General features: G+C 65.6%; 14 protein-coding genes. 7 read left to right on the top strand and 7 right to left on the bottom strand.

Going from position 1 to position 14,113, the window contains the following annotated elements; translation table 11 throughout:
- Window positions 1–15 precede the first annotated feature (15 nt).
- Window positions 16–405, bottom strand: a complete 390-nt coding sequence (locus NA5_RS23010; RefSeq protein WP_062989365.1) for a hypothetical protein — start codon at window positions 403–405, stop codon at window positions 16–18.
- A 178-nt stretch (window positions 406–583) separates the two neighbouring features.
- On the opposite strand from NA5_RS23010, the gene NA5_RS23005 reads away from it, so the two are divergent.
- The gene (locus tag NA5_RS23005) at window positions 584–2,074 is read left to right on the top strand and encodes a flavin-containing monooxygenase (protein WP_062989363.1); all 1,491 of its coding nucleotides are present in this window, start codon (window positions 584–586) and stop codon (window positions 2,072–2,074) included.
- A 7-nt stretch (window positions 2,075–2,081) separates the two neighbouring features.
- On the opposite strand, the gene NA5_RS23000 is transcribed toward NA5_RS23005, so the two are convergent.
- Window positions 2,082–2,756 carry a TetR/AcrR family transcriptional regulator gene (locus NA5_RS23000; protein WP_062989360.1) on the bottom strand — a complete coding sequence of 225 codons (675 nt, stop codon included), beginning with the start codon at window positions 2,754–2,756 and terminating at the stop codon, window positions 2,082–2,084.
- 104 nt (window positions 2,757–2,860) lie between these two features.
- Between NA5_RS23000 and NA5_RS22995 the strand changes: the two genes are divergently transcribed.
- On the top strand, window positions 2,861–3,733 hold the full coding sequence (locus tag NA5_RS22995) for a metal-dependent hydrolase (RefSeq protein ID WP_062989358.1): 873 nt from the start codon (window positions 2,861–2,863) through the stop codon (window positions 3,731–3,733).
- Complete coding sequence (locus NA5_RS22990; protein ID WP_062989357.1) at window positions 3,730–4,800, top strand: PDR/VanB family oxidoreductase; 1,071 nt, start codon at window positions 3,730–3,732, stop codon at window positions 4,798–4,800. Before NA5_RS22995 ends, NA5_RS22990 begins: the two co-directional genes overlap by 4 nt.
- 2 nt (window positions 4,801–4,802) lie before the next feature.
- On the opposite strand, the gene NA5_RS22985 is transcribed toward NA5_RS22990, so the two are convergent.
- Window positions 4,803–5,498: a TetR/AcrR family transcriptional regulator gene (locus NA5_RS22985; RefSeq protein ID WP_062989355.1), complete on the bottom strand. Its 696-nt coding sequence runs from the start codon at window positions 5,496–5,498 to the stop codon at window positions 4,803–4,805.
- A gap of 164 nt (window positions 5,499–5,662) precedes the next feature.
- On the opposite strand from NA5_RS22985, the gene NA5_RS22980 reads away from it, so the two are divergent.
- Both NA5_RS22980 and NA5_RS22975 read left to right on the top strand, forming a co-directional pair.
- On the top strand, window positions 5,663–7,234 hold the full coding sequence (locus NA5_RS22980; RefSeq protein WP_062989353.1) for a succinic semialdehyde dehydrogenase: 1,572 nt from the start codon (window positions 5,663–5,665) through the stop codon (window positions 7,232–7,234).
- Between the two features lie 85 nt (window positions 7,235–7,319).
- Window positions 7,320–8,150 (top strand): SDR family oxidoreductase, encoded by an 831-nt coding sequence (locus NA5_RS22975; RefSeq protein ID WP_062989351.1) that lies wholly within the window; start codon window positions 7,320–7,322, stop codon window positions 8,148–8,150.
- Window positions 8,151–8,156: 6 nt separating this feature from the next.
- On the opposite strand, the gene NA5_RS22970 is transcribed toward NA5_RS22975, so the two are convergent.
- From NA5_RS22970 to NA5_RS22960, 3 genes are all read right to left on the bottom strand, one after another.
- Window positions 8,157–8,789: a maleylpyruvate isomerase family mycothiol-dependent enzyme gene (locus tag NA5_RS22970; protein WP_062989350.1), complete on the bottom strand. Its 633-nt coding sequence runs from the start codon at window positions 8,787–8,789 to the stop codon at window positions 8,157–8,159.
- An 82-nt stretch (window positions 8,790–8,871) separates the two neighbouring features.
- Window positions 8,872–9,678, bottom strand: a complete 807-nt coding sequence (locus NA5_RS22965) for a putative protein N(5)-glutamine methyltransferase (protein ID WP_371856451.1) — start codon at window positions 9,676–9,678, stop codon at window positions 8,872–8,874.
- A gap of 109 nt (window positions 9,679–9,787) precedes the next feature.
- Entirely contained in the window at window positions 9,788–10,660 is an 873-nt protein-coding gene (locus NA5_RS22960; RefSeq protein ID WP_084484357.1) for a YdcF family protein, read from the bottom strand.
- 206 nt (window positions 10,661–10,866) lie between these two features.
- Between NA5_RS22960 and NA5_RS22955 the strand changes: the two genes are divergently transcribed.
- Complete coding sequence (locus NA5_RS22955; protein ID WP_062989402.1) at window positions 10,867–11,721, top strand: bifunctional 5,10-methylenetetrahydrofolate dehydrogenase/5,10-methenyltetrahydrofolate cyclohydrolase; 855 nt, start codon at window positions 10,867–10,869, stop codon at window positions 11,719–11,721.
- Between the two features lie 63 nt (window positions 11,722–11,784).
- Here NA5_RS22955 and NA5_RS22950 read toward each other — a convergent pair whose 3' ends face one another.
- The gene (locus tag NA5_RS22950) at window positions 11,785–12,261 is read right to left on the bottom strand and encodes a MarR family winged helix-turn-helix transcriptional regulator (RefSeq protein WP_063813532.1); all 477 of its coding nucleotides are present in this window, start codon (window positions 12,259–12,261) and stop codon (window positions 11,785–11,787) included.
- An 81-nt stretch (window positions 12,262–12,342) separates the two neighbouring features.
- Between NA5_RS22950 and NA5_RS22945 the strand changes: the two genes are divergently transcribed.
- Complete coding sequence (locus NA5_RS22945) at window positions 12,343–14,103, top strand: ABC transporter ATP-binding protein (protein ID WP_062989344.1); 1,761 nt, start codon at window positions 12,343–12,345, stop codon at window positions 14,101–14,103.
- The last annotated feature ends 10 nt before the right edge of the window (window positions 14,104–14,113 follow it).

The raw sequence follows: 14,113 nt of genomic DNA, 5'->3' as shown, positions 1-14,113 counted from the left end.
CGATTGCGCAATGGCTCATATCCGGATCTGGCGAAGCTGACGAGCGAACTCGGCGTCGGTCTGCTCGTAGGTGTCACGGATGGTCTTGAACAGGCTCTGAATCTCAGTAGCGACCGCTATGTAGTCGCCGATGGTGTCATATGCATTGTTCGGACCGCCGAAGGCCTTCTCCCGGAAAAACTTCACCAGTTCGATGGCGGAAGTGAGCCGGGGATTGTTCTCACCGAGGCCCCAGGACTCTTTCTCGCCGAGCAATCGGGCATCGTGCTGCGCGACTGTCAGCTCGTCGATGAGGCTCTGGCAGGCCGCGTCGATATCGAGAAACGCCTGCGGTTCCATCCGCACCTTCAGCGCCCCGGTCTTCGCATCCGCGATATACCCGCCGAACGAGTTGTCAACAGCCATAGCGGTCGCCCCTTCCACTGGTCTCGTCTGATTCATAGAGACGCACGCGCCGACGAAACGGTTCCATCGAAACACAGATCGGTGACGCTGGAGGCCTGGGCCTCGACCGACCCGCAACGGATAGGCTGGAGGTGAAGTCGGTGCGAATCGCGCCGTCGAATATCGGAGGACGAGATCGATGCGGACCGCTGGCGAGCACGTCGATGTGCTCATTGTCGGTGCCGGACTGTCCGGCATAGGCGCGGCGTATCACCTGCGGCGGGCCTTCCCGGGAAAGAGCTATGCGATTCTGGAGAGCCGCGACGCGATCGGCGGCACCTGGGATCTATTCCGCTATCCGGGAATTCGCTCCGATTCCGATATGTACACCCTCGGCTACCGCTTCCGTCCGTGGCTGGGTGACAAGTCGATCGCCGACGGGGCGGACATTCTCGACTATGTGCGCGCCACCGCCGCCGAGAACGGTATCGACCGCAATATCCGCTTCAATCATCGAGTCGTCGGCGCCGAATGGTCGTCGCGGAACAACCGGTGGACGGTGCGCGCCGAACGCACCGATACCGGCGAAACCCTCACTCTCACAGCAGGATTCCTGTTCTGCTGCTCCGGTTACTACCGCTACGACGAGGGCTACACCCCGGATTTCGCCGGTATCGAGCGTTTCGCCGGGCCGATCATCCACCCGCAGCACTGGCCGCGCGATCTCGATGTCGCGGGCAAACGCGTGGTGCTGATCGGCAGCGGCGCGACCGCGGTGACGTTGGGCCCGGCACTGACCGACCAGGGTGCGCACGTGACGATGCTGCAACGCTCACCCAGCTACATCATCTCCTTACCCGCACGCGACGACCTCGCCGTCAAGGCGCGCAAATTCCTACCGGCCCGCGCCGCCTACTCGGTGGCCAGGGCCAAGAATGTGGCGCTGGCCACCGCGATTTATCAACTGAGCCAACGGTATCCGCAATCCATGCGTAAGCGGATCAAGGGATGGCAGCGGCGTTGGTTGCCCGAGGGTTTCGACATCGATACGCACTTCACCCCGGCCTACAATCCATGGGATCAGCGGCTGTGCTTGGCGCCCAATGGCGACTTCTTCCGCGCGATCCGCAAGGGGCAGTTGGATATCGTGACCGATAAGGTCGAGACGTTCACCGAGACGGGTCTGGCCCTGGCCTCCGGCGCGACCCTCGATGCCGACATCATCATCACCGCAACGGGTTTGAATCTGCTCGCCTTCGGCGGCATGGAACTCGCCGTCGACGGACAGCCGGTGCACCTCTCGGACCACATGGCCTACAAGGCCATGATGCTGTCGGATGTGCCGAATTTCGCGTACATCATCGGATACACCAATGCCTCGTGGACGCTGAAGGCGGACCTGGTGTGCGAGTACGTCGTTCGGTTACTACGCCACATGTCCGATAATGGGTACGCCCGCTGCACGCCGGTGCGCGATCCGTCTGTCGGTGCGGCCTCGCTATTCCTGAATTTCAATCCGGGCTATGTCCAGCGCGCCGCGAGTCAATTCCCGATCCAGGGCACCAAGGCGCCGTGGCGCCTACGTATGAATTACCTACGCGATCTGTTCACACTGCGTCACGGCAAGATCACCGATCGTGCGATGGTGTTCGAACGGGCGCGGGATCGGGATCCGGTCTCCACGCAGTAACGGCAGGTCAGTGCGCCTCCTGCGGTTCGGAGGACCGTGCGGCCGCGATATTGCGCAGCACGCTGGTCGCATGATCGTCGAACCGTTCGCGCGGAATATCGATGGTGCCGTCCAGCCACGGGCGGTACATATATGCCATCGCGCCGAAGATGGCGTTCGAGTTGAGGCTGTTCTCGTACTGGTCCGGCGGGGTTTGTGGCCCATCCTCACCCAACCCGATCGTGAGCGCGATCGGGGCCGTGAACAATTCGATGAGCTCATTGCCTCGGTCGCCGAGTACCCGCGTGGCCTGCGATTCGACGAACATGATCTGGCCGCGGCGGCGATCCTCGATCAGATAATCGGTGAATGCCGAAATGGCGTGGCGAAATAGTTTCGCCGGTTCGGGCGGTGCGGTGGCCAGCGCCGCGAGCAGGCGTTCCTGCGCACCGAGAACGACCGTTTCCAATGCCGCGGTGAGCAGTTTGTCCAGACTTGGGAAGCTCTCGTAGAAGTAGCGCTCGGTGAGTCCGGCCTGTCTGCAGACCCCGCGCATGGAGATATCGGAGGCGCCGATCGTGGCCATCAACTCGATGGCGGCCTCGACGAGCTGTTCGCGGCGCGCGGCGATTCGGTCGGCCGGGGGCGTGCCGCGCCAGCGGCGCATCCCCGGTATCGATCCATCGGAAACGGCGTCGTTCATGGCTCGATCCTCCCATAGCCGGGAAGTTGACATCATGTGATGTTGACAGCATTTGATGTCGGCAATACATTGATCGTCCAGGGACCAGACGTGAGGACCATCAGATGGGCACTGCTTACGCCGATCAGGCTCATGCCATCAACGCGCGCGACGTCAGCTTCGATTTCGACTCGGTGCCGATGCACTACATCCCCGGCGAAGTCATGGCCACCCACATCATCAATGTGATGCATCTGGTGCTCCCCGAGGGCGAGCGGGCCATGGCGCAGGCGCTGGCCGAGGCGCTGCCGCTGATCGATGACGAACGATTGCGGGAAGAGGTCCGCGGCTTCATCGGTCAGGAGACGATGCACGCCGGTTCGCATGAAAAGGCCCGCCACCAATTGGAGCGCCTCGGACTCGAGGTCGCCCCGATGGTGGACCGCGTCGCCTGGCTGATCGATCGGCTGCTCGGCGACCACGGACTGTCCGGTCGGGCCAAACACGAATGGCTCTGTGAGCGACTCGCCCTGTTCGCGGGGATGGAACACTACACCGCCGTCATCGGCGAATGGCTGCTCACCAACGATAAATTGGCGGCCAAGGGGATGCATCCGGCCATGCTGGATCTGGTCCGCTGGCACGGTGCCGAGGAGGTCGAACACCGCAGCGTCGTCTACGACGCCTACATGCATATCGACGGAGGCTATGCCCGCAAGGCGCGTCAGGCGCTGATCGCCAGTTCGGGATTGCTCGCGTTGTTCGTGATTTCGAGTGCCTACCTGTTTCAACGGGATCCGTCGCCGAATAAGGGCCGGTGGTGGCCGCTGCAGTTGGCCAGCGCGTCATTGCGCGGTGTGGTGCCGAGCTTCACGACCTTCTTGACCGAGATTCCGCGGTACCTGCGGCCGGGATTCCATCCCTCCCAACTCGGTCCGATGGATAACGCACTGCGCTACCTCGCGCAGTCACCGGCGGCCCGGGCGAGTGAGTCATGACCGCCGTGGAGGAGCAGTTCCGGCCGGGCACCGGGCTGCGGATGATCGCGTCGGCGGTGGACACCTACAAGCGGGTATTCACCGAAGCGAAAGCGGCGCAGCTGCTTTCGCGGCCACAGCCGGTGCGGCGCACCGGTTACGATTTCGAGCTGGCGATCTTGGGAATCGAGGCCGAGGCCGACGAGGTGGTCAGCCTGACCCTGTGCGATCCAGGCGGCGCGGACCTGCCCGCCTGGACGCCGGGCGCCCATATCGACGTATTCCTGCCCTCGGGTCGGCAGCGGCAGTATTCGCTGAACAGTGATCCGGAGGACCGCAGCTGTTACCGAATCGCGGTGCGCTACATCGCCGATGGGGACGGTGGTTCCCGCGAGATCCACGAACAGCTGCGCGTCGGTGACCGACTGTGGGTGCGGGGCCCGCGCAATGCGTTCCCGCTGATCGACGCGCCGGAGTATTTCTTCGTGGCGGGCGGTATCGGGATCACGCCGATTCTGCCGATGGTCACCGCCGCCGAACGTGCCGGAATACCATGGCGGCTCATGTATTTCGGCCGCTCGCGGGCACGGATGCCGTTCCTCTACGAACTCGCCCATTTCACCGGTGGCGATGTGGTGGTGCGCCCCGATGACGAGTACGGGGTGCCCGATCCACGGATGATCTTCGAACAGACGCCGACCGGTGCCGCGGTATATGTCTGCGGACCACCGGCACTGGCCGAAGCGGCGCGCAAGGTGCTGCTGTTGCACGATCCGACGGCCTCGCTGCATACCGAGCGCTTCTCGGCGGTGCCGGTCAGCGACGGTGCGCCGTTCCGTATTCGATTGCGCCGCAGCGGAACCGAGGTGGACGTCGCGGCCGATGAGTCCGCGCTGACCGCGATCCGGCGGGCGGTGCCCGGTGTCGCCTACTCGTGCCAGCAGGGTTTCTGCGGGACGTGCCGGGCGAGTGTGCTCGCCGGTGAGGTCGAGCACCGGGACCGGGCGCTACTGCCCGGCGAGCGCGCCAACGCGATGCTCACCTGCGTATCGCGTGCTCGCGGCGGCGAACTCGAGCTCGATCTGTAGCTTCACCGCGCGGCCGGGAAGATACCCGGCAGTGTCATGGCGTATTCGAGGTCGGCCCGGGTGCCGAGCGTGGTGAGCAGCACGCGGATCATGGTGAGCCGCGCGGCGGCAACGGTTTCCGCGTCCGGCTCGGCGCCGGGCGCGGTACCCGCCGAAATGCGATAGACCACATATTCGCAAACATGCAGCGCCGCATCGAGATCCAGCGGCGAGGGGACCGGGCGGCCCAATTCCGTGAACGTCTCGCGCACCAGCGCGCGGATATCGTCGAGTGCCCTTTCCCGATAGGCCGATACCGGTGAGGCTGGATCGTGCAGTTCGGCGAACAGCGGGCGCAGCATCGCCCCGTGTCCGCGGGCCCAGCCGAGGTAGGCGTCGATGAGGCGGATGCCGAGTTCGACGGGCTCGTCCGGACCGGTCAGCGCCGTGCGGATGCCGTCGACGAGGCCGTCGTTGGATGCCTCCAGGACGACGTGCAGCGGTTCGGTGGCATTGCCGAAATAGCGATAGAAGGTGGGCCGTGCCAGTCCGGCCTGTTCGATGATCTGGGCGACGCTGAGTCCGCGCGAGCCGCCGCGGGTGAAAACCGCCGCGGTGGCGAGCACGATGCGGGCGCGGACCTCCTCGGCCTGCTCCTGGGTCTGCGGTGGTCGGCCGCGGCGGGCCGCGCCATTGGTCTGGGAAGTGTCAGTGGACATGGTGATGCCTCACAACTAGAAGCCTGCCCCGTCTGTGCGCCACACCCGACAGCTTGACACGAGGTGTGGCACCGGCATTAATCTAACACTAGTGTTCAGGAAATAGCTGAACTCGGCTTACCGCCTCGTCCAGCACAGGCGCCCGACCCAGGAGAGGGCCGACAATGACGACCGCCCGCCAGCTGACCGAACCGACGGCCCTGCCAGCGACCCTGGTGCATCCCCTGCTAGATCACGCGATCGCGGGCGGTGCCCCCGCGGTCGAGGTGTTCGCGCCCGCGACCGGGCGCAAGATCGCGGATCTGCCGCAGTCCTCGACACGCGATATCGAGACCGCCTTCGCGACCGCGCGCACCGCGCAGCGGGAGTGGGCGCGCCGCTCGGTCCGCGAGCGGGTCGCCGTGCTGCGGAGATTCCACGACATCGTGCTGGCCGAACAGCACACCATTCTCGACATCGTGCAGACCGAGACCGGTAAGTCGCGGGCACACGCCTTCGATGAGGTCGGGGATGTCGCGGTCAATGCCAGGTACTACGCGTCGGTCGCGAACAAGCTGTTGGCCACCCGCAAGCCGCGCGGTGTGCTGCCGGTACTGACCCAGGTCGATGTGCGGCATCGGCCCAAGGGTGTGGTCGCGGTGATTTCGCCGTGGAACTATCCGCTTGCCCTGGCCGTCTCCGATGCACTGCCCGCATTGGTTGCCGGAAATGCCGTGGTCGCGCGTCCGGATAACCAGACCGCGCTGACGGCACTGTGGGCCATCGATGCCGCTGAACGCGCCGGGCTGCCGCGCGGACTCTGGCAGGCGGTGCTCGGCCGTGGTTCGGCGATCGGCGGTGAGGTGATCGCGCGCGCCGACTATGTCGACTACACCGGCTCCAGTGCGACCGGCCGGACCATCGCGCAGCAGGCCGGGGAGCGGCTCATCGGCTATTCGCTCGAACTCGGTGGCAAGAATCCGCTGCTGGTGCTCGCGGATGCGGATGTGTCCAGGGCCGCCAAGATCGCGATTCGGGCCTGCTTCGCCTCGGCGGGGCAGCTGTGCGAGTCGATGGAGCGAATCTATGTGCACGACAAGGTCTATGACCAGTTCGTCGGCGAATTCATCGAGCATGTGCGGGCGATCGAATTGGGCGGTGCGCTCGATTACGCCAGCGATATGGGCTCTTTGACGTTCCAGCGCCAGCTGGACACCGTCACCGCGCATGTCGACGATGCCGTCGCGAAGGGGGCGAAGGTGCTCGCGGGCGGTAGGGCTCGTCCCGATCTCGGACCGTACTTCTACGAGCCGACCGCGCTGGCCGGAGTGCGGCCCGGGATGACGGTGTATCGCGAGGAGACCTTCGGGCCCGTGGTCTCGATCTATCGGGTCGGCAGCGACGACGAGGCGGTCGAGCAGGCCAACGACACCGCGTACGGACTCAACGCGAGTGTCTGGACCAAGGATGTCGATCGAGGTCGTCGGGTAGCCGCGCGCATCAATGCGGGTTCGGTGAATGTCAACGAAGGCTTCATCGCGGCCTGGGGTAGCGCGGATGCGCCATCGGGTGGGCTCGGCATTTCCGGTACCGGGCGTCGGCACGGTCCCGAAGGATTGTTGAAGTACATCGACACGCAGACGATCGCGGTACAGCGGATGATCCCGATCGCGCCGCTGCCCGGCATGTCCGAGGAACTGTGGGCGAAGACGATGACGCTGTACTTCGGCATTATGAAGGCGCTGCGTCAGAAGTGAATTGGCGTCAAAAGTAATTGGCAAGTAATGCGCTCGAAGTAATTGCGCTAGAAGCTGTTTCACGAAGAAATCAGGATGAGGACGAATGAAACTGGACACGGTAGCCGATAAGAAAGTCCTGGTCACGGGCGCGGCAATGGGCCTGGGCAAGCGGTTCGCCGAACGTGCGGTGCGTGAGGGCGCGGCTGCGGTGGTGCTGTGGGATATCAACGAATCCGCGCTGAAGGAGACCGCGGTCGAGTTGTCCGGTCGCGGTGTCGCCATTCACCACTATGTGGTCGACGTATCCGCGCAAGAGGCCATCAGCGAGGCCGCGGCGGCGGTGCGCGCCGACGTCGGCGATATCGACATCCTGATCAACAATGCGGGCATCGTGCGCGGCAACAGCTACTTCTGGGAGACTGCCGATCGCGCCGATATCGATAAGACGATGGCGATCAATTCCCTTGCGCCGATGTATATTACGCTCGAATTCCTGCCCGCCATGGTGCGCGGCGCGGGTGCGGCGCGCGTCATGACCATCGCGTCCTCGGCGGGTCTGGTTTCCAATCCGCGCATGAGCGTGTACGCGGCCTCGAAATGGGCGGCACTCGGCTGGTCGGATTCGGTGCGCATCGAGCTGGAACAGGCGGGGCACGACCACGTGCGGGTCACCACGGTCTGTCCGACCTACATCAATACCGGAATGTTCGATGGCGCAAAGGGTTTCCTGTTCACGCCGATTCTGGAACAGGACGATGTCGTCGATACCTCGTGGCGGGAGATGAAGGCGGGCACCCCGCTGCTGATCCTGCCGTGGACCTCGAGGCTCAACAAGGCGATCTCCGGGCTGCTGCCGATCAAGCTGCGCGATCTGTTCCTGAATTCGGTTGGTGTGTACCACTCGATGGACCAGTTCACCGGGCGCAAGAAGTAGTTGCCCTCAGAATGTCGTGGTGAGCCGCGCGACACCGGATCCGGCCAGCCCGGACAGTCCGGCGGCGCGGCCCGTCGATACCAGCAGCAGATCGCTGAGCAGGCCGCGGACCTCGTCGGGACCCTCGCCCGCCGACCAGTCGGCATCGATGGCCGTCAGCCGGATCCCGCGCAGGCGTCGGTGCGCATCGTAGAAGCGACTGCCGATGATGTGATCGAGGGCGGCGACACCGGGTTTCGTCGGTACTTCCCGCACGCGTCCGAGCGGTCGTGCGATGTCCTGGCCGTGGACGATGGTGTCGGCCAGCGGATCGAGCGGACCGGCGCCCGGGGCCCGTCGGGTCGAACCCGCCGACTCGCGCAGTTGGGCAATGAGTTCGGCGGGGGTGTATCGGGCAGCGCGCTCGCGGGCGAGATCGGCGGTCATCCGGTTCCAATCGCCGCGGGCGCGGAGCACACCCAGCAGCGTTTGTCCGAGCGTGACGCGGTTCGACAGCGTCACATGGGCGAGGACCTCGTGCACTGTCCAGTCGCCGCACAGTGATCGACCGGCCCACTCGTGGTCTTCGAGATCGTCGAGGAAATCCGCGAGTGCGAGGCGCTCGGTCTTTGTCCACAGCTGGATCTCGTCGGAAGTCATGGTGCGCGCCGCCTTTCGGATGGGTCATCCGAATAGACCGAGCGGCTGTGCCCAGTTCATCGGTACTGCGTGGTGATCTGGGTCACATAATCGGCTTGGTGCCGATGACGACGGTGGAATAGAGCTCCTCCGATTCGGCGATGCGCCCGATGAAGCCGTGCGCGGTGAGGACGCCGATCGATGGCAGGGCCTGGGCTTCGGTGGATTCGACCAGCAGATGGCCGCCCGGCGCGAGCCAGCTGCGGGCGGCCGCGACGACGCGGCGGAAGATGTCGAGGCCGTCGGGGCCGCCGTCGAGGGCGGTGCGCGGTTCGTAATCGCGCGCCTCGGGCGGCATCCTGGCGATCATCTGCGATGGCACGTACGGGGTGTTGGCGAGCAGGATATTGATGCGGCCGCACAATTCACGGGGGAGCGGCTCGAAGAGGTCGCCTTCGTAGACGGGCGCGCCGATCGGAGTAAGGTTGCGGCGGGCGCATTCGACCGCCGTGGCGTCGATATCGGTGGCGGCGAGTTCTATCGGGTGGCCTTCGGCGGCAAGGGTTTTTGCCAGCGCCAGACCCAATGCGCCTGAGCCGCAACATATATCGACGACGATAGGGCGCGCGGGCATGGCGCGGGCGAGTTCGGCGGCCTGGTCGACGAGGAAGGCGGTGCGCTGGCGCGGTACGAACACGCCCGGGACGACCGCGATTCGGATGCCATGGAATTCGGTCCAGCCCAGCAGATATTCCAGCGGGGTTCCGGACACCCGTTGCGCGACCAACTCCGTGAGATCGGCACCCGTCTCCGTGGCGGCGGCGGTGAGCAACCGCGCCTCGTCCTCGGCGAATACACAGCCCGCTGCGCGCAGTTGCGCGACCACATCTCCGGTTGATGCCACCGGGATATCGTGCCGTGTCGGCGGGCTCCGTTGGGTCCGAGCGTGCACATTTGTCCGGATTCGCCGATTGCCCCCCGGCTTCGGCGCCGAAAGTGCACGCCCAGACCTTCCTCGCTCAGCGTGCGGTGGCGAGCTGGAATGTCCGCGTGGCGTCCAGGTAGATGCCGCGTTGCGCCTGCCTGGCGGGCGGCGGCAACTGCGACACCAGCTGCTCGAGTGAGGTGGTCGCCCCGACCACCTGGGTGCCCGCGACAATGAAATCGGCGACCGCGCGCCGGATATGGTTCGGGGAGGTGACCACGACCGCGCTGTTCGCGCCGATATCGCGCAGCATCTTGGTGCTGGACAGTGCGTTCTGCACCGTCGATCCGGCCCGGCTCTCGACATTGATCCGGGATGCCGGCAGCCCCTTGCCGACCAGCCAGGCCCGCATGGCCTCGGCCTCGGTAATTCCGTTCTGTGGATTACCGCCGGTGACGACAATCGGTGACAGTGGCGAGGCGACCGCCTGCAACCAGGCCGCGGTCAGCCGGTTCACCAGTTCGGGGCGCAGCGAACCATCCGGGAGCAGGCCGTAGCCGAGCACCACGATTCCGGTCTGCGGTCCGACGATCGCGGGCAGCGGATTCGGCAGGGTGCCGACCGCGGCACCGATCGCGCCGAGCACATTATTGGTGCCCTGGGCCATTGCCGGGTCGACGGCGGCCAGGCGGGCCAGCGCTTCAGCCATGGCGGGCAGGTCATCGGCGTAATGCGACCAGATCGCCTGCAGCGACAGGGCCTCGGCATCGGCCGGGTCGGCGGCGATCAGCTGGCGGAGCTCGGCGCGTCCGGCGGCATCGTCGCCGTCGGTGAAGGCACGCTGGGCGGAGTTGTAGAGGGCGTCGGTTTCCGGCGCCGCGATGGCGGGTGCGCCGGATAGTCCGGTGATGGTCGCGGTCGCGAACACGGTCGCGACCCATAGTTTCCAATGCCTCGAGATCTTCACTACAGTCGACACCTTTCCACGCGTGAAACGGGGTTCTCGGTAGGTCAGCTGACAGTTAGCCGTGGGCAAGCATCATCACGATACGACTGGTAGCGGCCATATTCGGGTAATTGCCAGGCGTCGCTACCGGTATTCGGGCAAACCGGGCGGCACGCAGGGTGACCAGCGGAACCGGCCGCGCGGTGCAGCCGATAAGGTGTGACAGCGTGGATACCGTTTCGCTGTCCGGCAAGGAACTCGCCGCCGCCGTCAACGCCGACACCAAGCAGCGCGCGGCCGCGCTCACCGCGAGCGGAACCGCGCCGCGCCTTGCCCTGATCGTGGCCAATGACGATCCAGCCAGCGCGTGGTACGTGAACTCGCTGCGCAAGGCCGCCGAACGCCTCGGAATCGCCTGCGACACCATCGAACTCGGCGCCGACGCGAGCATCGAGCGGATCCGCGACGAACTCACCGCCCGCAGCGCGGACACCGCCATCGACGCGATCATGCTGCAGACCCCGCTGCCCGCCGGTATCACCCTCGACGATGTCAGCTCCGCGATCGTCGCAGGCAAGGATGTCGACGGCGTCAGCCCGCTCTCGCTGGGCCTGCTCGCCTCCGGCCTCGACGGTTTCGTCCCCGCCACCTCCGAGGCCGTCGTCGAACTACTGAAGCATCACGAAATCCCGCTCGCCGGGCGGCATGTCGCCGTCGTCGGCCGCTCCAATATCGTCGGCAAGCCCCTTGCCCAACTTCTGCTCGCCGAAAACGCGACCGTCACCATCTGCCATTCCCGCACCACCGACCTCCCCGCCGTCACCTCCGCCGCCGATATCGTCGTAGCCGCGGCGGGCCGCATCGGCCTGGTCACCGGTAAACACGTCCGCGAGGGCGCCATCGTGATCGACGTAGGCACCAACGAAGCCCCCGACGGCAAAATCGTCGGCGACGTAGACGCGGAAACCGTCCGCGGCAAAGCCTCCGCCCTCAGCCCCGTCCCCGGCGGCATCGGCCCCGTAACCACCGCCCTCCTCATGCGCCACGTGGTAAGCGCCGCCGAAAACAGCCACCCCGCCTGATATTTCGGACGCTGCCGGGGTGGATTCTCCAGTAGCGATGGCGAACCATCATCATGTCCCCGTTCAGCTCTGGGGCGGCGTCAGCGAGGTGTTCGTCCCGGCGGATGCGCCGACCGGTGCCTCCGCGTCGAGTGCGGCGAGCAAATCGCGGAGCGTTGTGCGTTGTGCGGCGCTGAGGCTGGCGAAGACCTGCTCGGCGGCCGCGCGCCGAGCCGCGGCCATCTGCGAGAGTGCGGCCCTGCCGGAGTCGGTCAGCGTCACCAGAGTTGAGCGGCGGTTGGTCGGGTCGGGTGCGCGTGAGACCAAGTCCGCAGTCTCCAGCGCATCGACGACGGTGGTGGCCGAGCGCGGCACGATGCCGAGGTGATCGGCGAGGGCGGCCATTCGCAGGGGTCCGTCGTGGTGGCCGAGAATGCGGAGTGCGCGGGCCTGAGCGGGGGTAATGCCCAGTGGAGCGAGTCGAGCGATCTGGTTGCGGCGGATGCGTTTGGCGGTGCGCAGGAACAGCTCGGGAAGATCGGGGTCGAGCGCGCTTTCCATTTGTTGAGCATAACTCATTGTTTCGGGAACAATTATGAGTCATGCTCAGTTTCATGACGTAGTCCTCGGAAGGAGGCGCCTATGCAGCCCCCACATCAACTTCGCCGGATCGTCCGGCTTTTTCGTCCGTATCGCGCACGCCTGGCGCTGGTCGCCGCGCTCGTCGGATTATCGTCGCTGGTCGCGCTGGCCTCGCCGTTCATGTTGCGCGGCATCCTCGATGACGCTCTGCCACACGGCCGCACCGGTCTGCTGACCGCGCTTGCGGCGGGCATGGTCGCGGTCGCCGCACTAACGAGCATCTTCGGTGTTCTCCAGACCTACATCTCGACCGCGGTCGGCCAAGAGGTCATGCATGATCTGCGCGCCGCGGTGTACGCGCAATTGCAGCGAATGCCGTTGTCGTTCTTCACGACTACCCGCACCGGTGAGGTGCAGTCGCGGATCGCGAACGACATCGGCGGCATGCAATCGACGGTCACTTCGACCGCGACCTCACTGGTCTCGAACTTCACCACTGTGACCGCCTCGGTGATCGCCATGATCGCCCTGGACTGGCGGCTCACCGTGGTCTCGCTGATCATGCTGCCGCTCTTCGTCTGGATCAGTCGGCGCGTCGGCGACGAACGCAGGAAGATCACCGCGCAGCGGCAGCAGAAACTGGCGGGCATGTCGGCGATCGTGGAGGAATCGCTATCGGTGAGCGGCATTCTGCTCGGGCGCACAATGGGCCGCTCACCCGCACTGGTCGAAGATTTCGCGAAGGAGTCGCGCGGGCTGGTGGACCTGGAGATCCGATCCGGCATGGCCGGTCGGTGGCGGCAGTCGACGATTCAGATCGTCATGGCGGCCATGCCCGCGATCGTCTACTGGGCGGCGGGAGTGACCGTGGCGGCGGGACATCCGCTGGTGTCGATCGGCACGCTGGTCGCCTTCACGACCTTGCAGACGAGCCTGCTGCGGCCGATGGTGCAGCTGCTGTACACCGGTGTGGAGGTGCAGAGCTCCATGTCGCTGTTCGGCCGGATCTTCGAATACCTGGACCTGAAGCCGGATATCGAGGAGCCGAGAACGCCGGTGCCGGTGCCGGATTCGGGTGTCGAGGGCGCGGTCCGCTTCGAGCACGTCGGCTTCACCTATGGCTCCGGGACGCGGGATGTGTTGCAGGACATCGACATCACCGTGCCCGCTGGGTCGAGTCTGGCCATCGTCGGCGAAACCGGTTCGGGCAAAACCACGCTCGGCTACCTGGTGGCGCGACTCTACGATGTGACATCCGGACGGGTCGCGATCGACGGAATCGATGTGCGGGACTTGTCGTTTGCCGATCTCGCCGCCGCCGTCGGTGTGGTCTCGCAGGAGACCTACCTGTTCCATGCTTCGGTCGCGGACAATCTGCGCTTCGCCAAACCCGATGCGACCGACGAGGAGTTGTACGCCGCGGCACGGGCCGCGCAGATCCACGACCATATCGCGAGCCTGCCGGACGGCTACGACACGCTGGTCGGGGAGCGCGGTTATCGGTTCTCCGGCGGTGAGAAGCAGCGTCTGGCAGTGGCACGGGTGATCCTGCGCAATCCCCCGATCCTGGTGCTCGACGAGGCCACCAGCGCACTGGACAACCGGACCGAGCAGGAGGTACAGGCCGCCATCGACGCGCTGTCCGAAGGCCGAACCACCATCACCATCGCGCACCGGCTCTCCACCATCCGCGACGCCGACCAGATCGTCGTACTCGACCAGGGCCACATCATCGAACGCGGCACCCACCGCGAACTCATGGACTCCGAGGGCCGCTACGCCGCCCTGGCATCCGGCGGCGACCTCCTGCACGCTGCCTGAGCCGGGCCCC

This window comes from Nocardia anaemiae NBRC 100462 (assembly GCF_001612725.1).
In the GTDB taxonomy this organism is placed as follows: Bacteria; Actinomycetota; Actinomycetes; order Mycobacteriales; family Mycobacteriaceae; genus Nocardia; species Nocardia anaemiae.
The sequence above is the reverse complement of the archived record's forward strand: the minus strand, read 5'-3'. Positions and strand labels throughout refer to the sequence as shown.